The 8,002-nt window shown below is 56.6% G+C and carries 5 protein-coding genes, 1 tRNA gene and 1 pseudogene; 3 read left to right on the top strand and 4 right to left on the bottom strand.

Annotated elements, in window-relative coordinates; genetic code table 11:
• Window positions 1–120 precede the first annotated feature (120 nt).
• Window positions 121–345 (bottom strand): hypothetical protein, encoded by a 225-nt coding sequence (locus ACIQ0R_RS09315; RefSeq protein ID WP_395826457.1) that lies wholly within the window; start codon window positions 343–345, stop codon window positions 121–123.
• Between ACIQ0R_RS09315 and ACIQ0R_RS09310 the strand changes: the two genes are divergently transcribed.
• The 3 genes and pseudogenes from ACIQ0R_RS09310 (at window position 344) to ACIQ0R_RS09300 (ending at window position 4,909) form a co-directional block, all read left to right on the top strand.
• Window positions 344–505, top strand: coding sequence for a hypothetical protein (locus ACIQ0R_RS09310; protein ID WP_395826455.1), 162 nt, complete (start codon window positions 344–346; stop codon window positions 503–505). The genes ACIQ0R_RS09315 and ACIQ0R_RS09310 overlap by 2 nt on opposite strands.
• Window positions 506–885: 380 nt before the next feature.
• Window positions 886–2,388, top strand: a pseudogene (locus tag ACIQ0R_RS09305) (amino acid adenylation domain-containing protein); the annotation flags it as partial.
• A 220-nt stretch (window positions 2,389–2,608) separates the two neighbouring features.
• Entirely contained in the window at window positions 2,609–4,909 is a 2,301-nt protein-coding gene (locus tag ACIQ0R_RS09300) for a Pls/PosA family non-ribosomal peptide synthetase (RefSeq protein WP_395826459.1), read from the top strand.
• A gap of 298 nt (window positions 4,910–5,207) precedes the next feature.
• Here ACIQ0R_RS09300 and ACIQ0R_RS09295 read toward each other — a convergent pair whose 3' ends face one another.
• From ACIQ0R_RS09295 to ACIQ0R_RS09285, 3 genes are all read right to left on the bottom strand, one after another.
• A complete protein-coding gene (locus ACIQ0R_RS09295; protein WP_395826453.1) occupies window positions 5,208–6,743 on the bottom strand; it encodes a BCCT family transporter in 1,536 nt (511 codons plus the stop codon).
• Between the two features lie 206 nt (window positions 6,744–6,949).
• Window positions 6,950–7,034: transfer RNA gene (locus tag ACIQ0R_RS09290), tRNA-Leu, on the bottom strand.
• A gap of 107 nt (window positions 7,035–7,141) precedes the next feature.
• On the bottom strand, window positions 7,142–8,002 hold an 861-nt coding region (locus tag ACIQ0R_RS09285), incomplete at its 5' end, for an aldehyde dehydrogenase family protein (RefSeq protein ID WP_395826451.1).

Genomic DNA, 8,002 nt, shown 5'->3' with positions numbered 1-8,002 from the left:
GCACGGCTAGCTCCTTGAACTCCGCCGTGTACATCTGTTTTGGTATCTTCTTCATTGCTGGTCTTTCCAAAGGATCGTTGATTTTACGTTACCTATGGAAGACTAAATTTCGGGGGAAGCTCAAAACGCCTCGCGTGCGGCCTTCAGATCGGGGGCGGGCTTATCCAATTCAAGCCTTGCCCGCTGATCCGCCAACGGCACCGCCATGGCTTTCTGAAACTGTTTGTAGTCAACCTCAGAACGGAAAACCGCATACTGATTCAAATGAAACACGGCCTCCTTCTGCGCCTTCGACCATTGACTCTCGCCACCAACAAAGGCGCGCACGGCAGACAGAATGTTCATGCTGAACGCCAGCAGCCAGACCAACATCGCCACGGCCACAAGAAAAGGCAAGGCCACCCTCAGCCATCGCCAACCGCTGGCAGTCGCCGCACCGGAGAATTTCTTGGATCGCTGCATCAAAAATCTCCCCGACAACATGGAAACGCTCACAAAGCTTTAGCTTTAGCTTTAGCGGGATTGCCTGACATGGCAATTAACACAACCAGACGGAACGCGCGTTAAACCAAGCAACAATCAATCATACGACCAATAGTTTCACACTGGCAAGCATTCATGCGGGAGCAGACATTGCTTGCTTGCGCTAGACGATACCAGATGCATTGCCCCAGACTTTAATGGTTCACGCATGACTTTGCAAAGAGATGACGACACCGCAGCATGTACCGTCATGCAACGCAGTTGGAGCATGCATAAAATTGACAGAAAAGGACGAGAAAACAAGGCCTGACAACGACAAGATAGGGAAGCAAATGTCGATTCACCACGCACATCTCCCGTGCTACTATTGTCGGTTTGCAAGCCTTCGACTATCCCCCCTACATGACCCAGACTTTGCCTGTCGATTTGCCTGTCGATAACGCCGCCACAGCAGTGTTTTCATCCACCCCGGACATCCTGCATGGGCCGGAGCAACCGGAACTGATACGCAATGAAATCCTGGCGGACCTGCTGGAAGCAACTGCTGCCCGTACCCCCGAACAGATCGCTCTGATTTTTGGCGAGCAACAGATCACTTATCAGGTACTCGATAGCCGTGCCGATCTGGTCGCGTCGCGACTTATCGAAGCGGGTGTGCGTCCTGGCCAGATTGTCGGACTCTGGCTGCCGCGCGGCATTGATCTGCTAGTGATGCAGGCCGGGATTGCCAAGGCCGGTGCGGCCTGGTTACCGCTAGATGCCGATACGCCGGTCGAGCGCATCGCTGTTTGCCTGGCAGACGCCAATGCACCCGGTCTCGTCAGTTGTGACGGATTTAGGCCGCGTTTGGGCAATCTGCCCCGTCATATCTGGACCGCTGAAAATCTGCTGATGCCTACAGATGCAGATACGCCGCTATTGCGGCGCCAAGGCGTACAGCGCAGCGATCCGGCATATGTGATCTACACTTCGGGATCGACCGGCAAGCCAAAAGGCATCGAGATCAATCAGGGCGCAATCTGTCATTTCCTGCGCAGCGAAAACGCGGTATTGGGGATCAGCGGCAGCGATCGTGTCTATCAGGGATTTTCGGTAGCGTTCGACATGTCGTTCGAGGAAATCTGGATCAGCTACCTGGTCGGCGCCACGCTCTGGATCGCACCCAAGGAACTGGCCTCAGATCCGGAAGCCTTGCCGCAAGCATTGGCGGCCAACCGCGTCACCGTATTGCACGCAGTGCCGACGCTGCTGGCACTGTTCAACCAAGACGTACCTGGTTTGCGCCTCATCAACCTGGGCGGCGAAATGTGCCCGGAAGCGCTAGTGAGCCGCTGGGCCGGACCGAACCGACAGATATTCAACACCTACGGCCCGACCGAAGCCACGGTCTCGGCTAGTTTGGCCGAGCTACAGCCCAACCAACCGGTAACTATCGGGCGGCCATTGCCCAATTACGGCCTGCTGGTCATCAATCCCTCGCTTGAAAACGGCCTTTCTCTGCTGCCGCGAGGGGAAGTCGGCGAGTTGTGCATTACCGGCCCAGGCGTGGCCGCTGGCTATCTGGGCCGGCCCGACTTGACCGCAGCAAAATTTCTCGATAATCCCTGGTCGATTGGCGAACATGATTGGCGCCTGTATCGCACCGGCGATCTGGCGAGAATTGAGGCCGACGGCCGCGTGCAATGCCTGGGCCGTACCGACGATCAGGTCAAGATCCGCGGCTTCCGGGTCGAGTTGGGCGAAATTGAAGGAGTGCTGGCGCGCCAGCCGGGTGTCGGCACCGTGGCAGTCGTCTTGCGCCAGGAAGACGGCATTGACCAGTTGATCGCTTTCATCGTGCCCGAAAGCGGCACCGAAGTGGCGCCAGCCAAATTACGTAGCGCCCTGAGCGAACTGCTGCCGCCATACATGGTGCCGGGTTGCTTCGAGCCGATGCGCGAAATGCCGCGCCTGAGCTCTGGCAAGATTGACCGCAAAGCGCTTAAAGTACGGCCATTGGCAGTTGCCGCTGTAACCGACTTAGCCGATTCGGATAACGCCGAAAACGCTGCCGAAATCGCACTGTTCGCTGCCTTGAATAAACTCTTTCCCGGCCAGCCGATACATCGCAGTGCTGATTTTTTCAATGATCTGTGCGGCCACTCGCTATTTGCCGCCAAGCTGGCTTCAGCACTGCGCGCCAACCCGGACTTCGCCCATATCACGGTGCGCGACATCTACATTAACCGCACCGTTGGCCGCATCGCCCAGGCGCTGGCAGAAACGCCGGACGCCAGCATCGCTGTCGATACCAGTTGGAATCCGCCATCGGATATCAAGCGCTGGTTGTGCGGCGATGCGCATGATGCAGTGGCTGGCACCCCTTTTTACCTATCATTTCTTCACAGGCGATCCCGGCGATTCAATTCCGTTGGCAATCATCGTCTCGATTGGCGCCTTCCTGCTGACAACACTATTCGAATTCGGTATTGCGATTGCCGCCAAATGGCTGATTGTCGGGCGTCTAAAGCCAGGTCGCTATCCGCTCTGGGGCCTCGCTTACTACCGCTGGTGGCTAGCTGATCGCTTGATCGAAGCGGCTCCAGCTTACCTGCTAAGCGGCTCTTCACTCAATACGTGGTGGCTCAGAGCATTAGGTGCGCGCATCGGTTCCGAAGTCGTGATCGGTTCAATGACGCTACGCGCCCATGATCTGCTGACGATCGAAGATGGTTGCAGTATCGGTAATGCGGTGAACCTGGAAAATGCCCGCGTCGAGCATGGCGAGTTGATACTGGGGCCGATCACGCTAGAGCGCGAGAGTTGCATTGGCTCCTACGTCGTAATGGAGAGCAATACCCGAGTCGGCAGCTATGGCCACCTGGAAGGCCAGTCGGCACTGAGCGACGGCCAATATGTGCCGCCGGGCCGCATCTGGACAGGTTCACCGGCGCGCGACGCAGGCGCTTTTGACCAAGCCTCGAAACCGGCGCGGCCGCCCGTAACACGGCGCCGCCAAATCGGCGAATCGGCATTCTTTTTGTTCGGCGCATTGCTGATCACGACACTGTTTTTCATGCCGGTATTCCCGAGCTTTATCCTGATTGACTGGCTCGACGATACAGATCACTATCCATGGCTACAAAGTAATCAGGTGCCGTTCCAACTGGCCAAATATTTCATCCTCGCCTTCCCTGCCACGGCGGTGCTGATCGTTTGTACCGCGCTACTCTCGGCGGGGATCCGCTGGACCTTGTTGCCGCGCATGCGTGCAGGCAGTTGGCCGGTGCGCAGCAACGTTTATTGCAGTAAATGGCTGGTCAACCAGATTCAGGAATCCAGTCTGGCTATCCTGCACGGCGTGTATGCTACGATCTATGCGCCAGTATGGTACCGCCTGCTGGGTGCAAAAGTCGGCAAACACGCGGAAATATCGACCGCGCTAGGCGTGGTGCCGGATATCCTGACGCTGGGCGACGACACATTTATCGCCGATGCTGTGCTGCTTGGCGACGAGCAGATCGACGGCGGCTGGATGACCATGAAGCCGACCACCATCTCGCGCCGCAGCTTTGTCGGCAACGGCGCCTATGTGCCGGACGGCAGCATCCTGCCGGAAAACATTCTCATCGGCGTACATTCGCGGACACCGGATAATCACCGCATGCGACCCGGCGACACCTGGCTCAGCTCGCCCCCCATCAATCTGCCGGCGCGCGAACAGACCAGCGGTTTTCCCGAACATCTGACCTTCCGGCCCTCGCGCCGACGCCGCCTCGGCCGGGCGCTGGTGGAAGCTTTCCGCATCGTCTCCCCGCATGCAATCGTTATCGCGGTCGGTTATACGGTGGTGATTAACCTGATGCCATTGGCCGGTGCCGGAAAATGGGGCGAAGTGATCTTGCTGTTGACCAGTGCCGGGCTGCTTTATGGGATCGGCAGTTTCATTTTTATCGCGACTCTTAAATGGCTGCTCATCGGGCGCTACCAGAAATGCAGCGTCCCGATGTGGACACGTTTCGTTTGGCTGTCCGAAGGCGTCACGAATCTGTATGAAGGAATCGCCATTCCCAATTTCATGAACTATCTGCGTGGCACTCCCTGGCTGCCACTGGCTTTTAACCTGCTGGGCTGCCGCATCGGCCGCGGCGTATACATGAACACGACGGACATCACCGAATTCGATTGCGTGCATGTCGGCGATTACAGCGAACTGAATGTCCAGACATGTCCGCAGACACACCTGTTTGAAGACCGTGTCATGAAAATCGATCACGTCAACATCGGCAGCCGCGTCTATATGGGGCCCCGTAGTTTTGTGTTGTATGGCGCATCGGTGGGCGACAATGCGAAGCTCGGCGCGTTGACGCTGGTCATGAAAGGCGAATCGATTCCGGCCGGATCAAACTGGCGTGGCTGCCCGGCGGCGCCAGCTAAGGCGAGCTAAGGACCACAGAGGAAAAAATAAGATTAGACAAGCAATGTCTGCCAGGCGCACATCGGGAACGAACGGCCCGCCCAAGTTCTGCTACAGAAGATGTTCGCAACTGTAAATGTAAAATGTCCGATGCGCGCCGATTACCATATCGGCGCGGCGCTTATCGATGAACGCAATAGCGATGCGTGCAATTGAGCTTCGTTTGCGGCGCAGGCCCAAGGTGCGAACATGACTACGTGGACACCTTTCAAGTGCGGCGGCCAAGCCTGCCGACTAGCCGCCACCACTGCGAATAAGCGCTGACCAGTCACGCAGAGTTCTCCTCGTGGTCACGCAACAACCGCTCCAGCAGCCGGTCGCGTGCATAGCGCCTGCGTTCCAGTGTATTGGCCTCCTGGCTCAACGCACGAAACAGGCTGGCGCACATGGCCAGCATGATGATCATGAACGGCAGCGCAATGACGATTGAAGTGGTCTGCAAGCCTTTCAACCCGCCAGCCATCAGCAACACTCCGGCAATCAGCGCAGTCAATACACCCCAAGCCAATTTAATGCGTGCCGATGGGGTCGGGTTACCGTTGCTAGTCATCATGCCCAGCACAAAAGTTGCCGAATCGGCTGACGTCACGAAAAAGACCGCCACCAGGATAATGGCAAGCACCGAAGTCAGCGTGCTCCATGGCATGCTGTTAAGTAGTGCGAACAGCGCCAGCGAACTGTCTTGCTTGACGATATCGACGAGCGGCAAATGCTCGAACATAATGCCATGCAGCGCCGCACCGCCGAACGTCGCAAACCATAGGAAACTGATCAGCGAAGGCACCAACAAAACGCCGATGACAAACTCTCGGATAGTGCGGCCGCGCGAAATGCGAGCGATAAAAGTACCAACGAACGGTGCCCAGGTAACCCACCACGCCCAATAGAACAAGGTCCAGTCGGCAATCCACGTACCTTTCGAAAACGGCGTCATGCGCATACTCATGCTGATGAGATTGTCGAGGTAATCGCCGAGCGTCGTGGTGAGAGAATCCAGGATGAACAATGTCGGCCCCACCATCAGCACGAAAAGCATCAGCAGCAGTGCCAATACCATGTTGATATTACTGAGGATTTTCACACCACGATCCAAGTCACTCAGCGATGACGCCAGATATAAGCCCGCGGCCACAGCAATCACCGTCAACTGCAGCGACAAGCCGTTCGGTAATCCAAATACCGTATGCAGGCCACTGCTGATTTGCAGGGTTCCGAAACCCAGCGAAGTGGCAACGCCGATTGCGGTCGCAAGCACCGCCAGAATATCGATTGCCTTGCCCAACTGCCCCTGCGCGTGCTTACCTAGCAACGGCTCGAAGGTGGTGCTCATCAGCATCGGACGATTGCGGTTGAACTGGAAGAAAGCGAGCGCCAACGCTACCACGCAATAGGCAGCCCAGGGATGCAAACCCCAATGAAAAAAGGCGTACCGCAAACCCAGCCGAGCGGCCTCGGGCACCGCGGCCGGGCCGCTTGGTGGCATCCCAAAATGGGAAACAGGCTCGGCGACCCCCCAGAATACCAAGCCAATCCCCATGCCTGCGGCGAACAACATAGCGAACCAGCTGTGGCGACTGAAATCCGGTTCGGCATCCTCGTCTCCGAGTCGAATTGTGCCGAATCGACCAAACGCCAGATACAGCGCAAACACCAAAAATCCAAACATCGATAGTAGATAGAACCAGCCGAAATTGACAATCGTGGCGCCCAGGGCGGTCTGCATCATCGCAGCAAGACGGACCGGAGCCATGGCGCCACACGCGACAAACAGCGCGACGAGCGCCAGAGAAATGATTAAGACCATTGGAGACCCCCAAGGTTATTATTGTTATGGCATGGCACGAAGAACTTGCATGACACGAAATACAATCGCCAGTATGACAGAAGCGGGAACAATGTAGCACCACGTTGCATGAAGCGCATTGTCTTTTTGAAAATAATATGGATATAAAAAAACCGCATAAATATGAATTTTTATGCGGTCTCTCTATATTTTTTACACCAATTATCTGGTGCCCACGGAGGGACTCGAACCCCCACACCTTGCGGCACATGGACCTGAACCATGCGCGTCTACCAATTCCGCCACGTGGGCCGTAATGCGAAGCCAACAAAGGCTTGCAGCAATTCCGAAGACCGGATAATACGTGCATTTGATAGCTTTGGTCAATCGGGTTTTGCAAATTTATGAAATTAAATGCTTCATTTCATCGTCGGCATGGCAAACTCGGCACCAGCCGCAATGCTGGCGGGCCAACGTTGGGTCACCGCCTTTTGTTTGGTATAGAAACGCGCCGCTTCCGGCCCATGCGCATGATGATCGCCAAAAAGACTGCGCTTCCAGCCACCGAAACTATGGAAAGCCATCGGTACCGGAATCGGCACGTTGACGCCGACCATACCGACCTGCACACGCGAGGTGTATTCGCGCGCGGTGTTGCCATCGCGGGTAAAAATGGCGGTGCCGTTACCGAACTCATGAGCATTCACCAACGCCAGCGCCGCCGCAAAGTCCGGCACGCGGACTACGCACAGCACTGGTCCGAAAATCTCTTCTTTGTATATTCTCATATCCGCAGTGACGTGATCGAACAAAGTGCCTGCCAGGAAGAAGCCGCGCTCGTGGCCGGGCAACGTAAAGTTACGCCCATCAACTGCCAACCTGGCGCCGGCAACAATGCCGTCGTCGATATATGTCAGTATCTTGTCCCTGTGCTGGGGCGTCACCACGGGCCCCATTTCGGCTTCCGGTTCCATCCCGTGGTTGATCTTCAATGCACGCACGCGCGGCACCAGCGCGGCCATCAGCTTGTCGCCGACATCGCCAACCGCAACGGCTACCGAAATCGCCATGCAGCGCTCACCGGCAGAGCCGTAGGCGGCGCCCATCAAGGCATCAACGGTCTGTTCAAGGTCGGCATCCGGCATCACCACCATGTGGTTCTTGGCACCGCCCAAGGCCTGCACCCGCTTGCCTTGGGCGCAGCCGGTAGCATAGATGTATTCGGCAATCGGGGTTGAACCGACGAAACTGATGGCCTTGACATCAGGGTGATTGAGCAG

The organism is Collimonas sp. (genome assembly GCF_044339385.1).
Classification (GTDB): domain Bacteria; phylum Pseudomonadota; class Gammaproteobacteria; order Burkholderiales; family Burkholderiaceae_D; genus Collimonas.
This window is presented reverse-complemented; position numbering and strand designations above follow the sequence as displayed.

Bases quoted from the DNA above. Each gene is read 5' to 3' on its own strand.
- ACIQ0R_RS09315 (WP_395826457.1), bottom strand. From the start codon at position 345: ATGAACATTCTGTCTGCCGTGCGCGCCTTTGTTGGTGGCGAGAGTCAA.
- ACIQ0R_RS09295 (WP_395826453.1), bottom strand. From the start codon at position 6,743: ATGGTCTTAATCATTTCTCTGGCGCTCGTCGCGCTGTTTGTCGCGTGT.
- ACIQ0R_RS09300 (WP_395826459.1), top strand. From the start codon at position 2,609: ATGATCTGTGCGGCCACTCGCTATTTGCCGCCAAGCTGGCTTCAGCAC.
- ACIQ0R_RS09310 (WP_395826455.1), top strand. From the start codon at position 344: ATGCTGAACGCCAGCAGCCAGACCAACATCGCCACGGCCACAAGAAAA.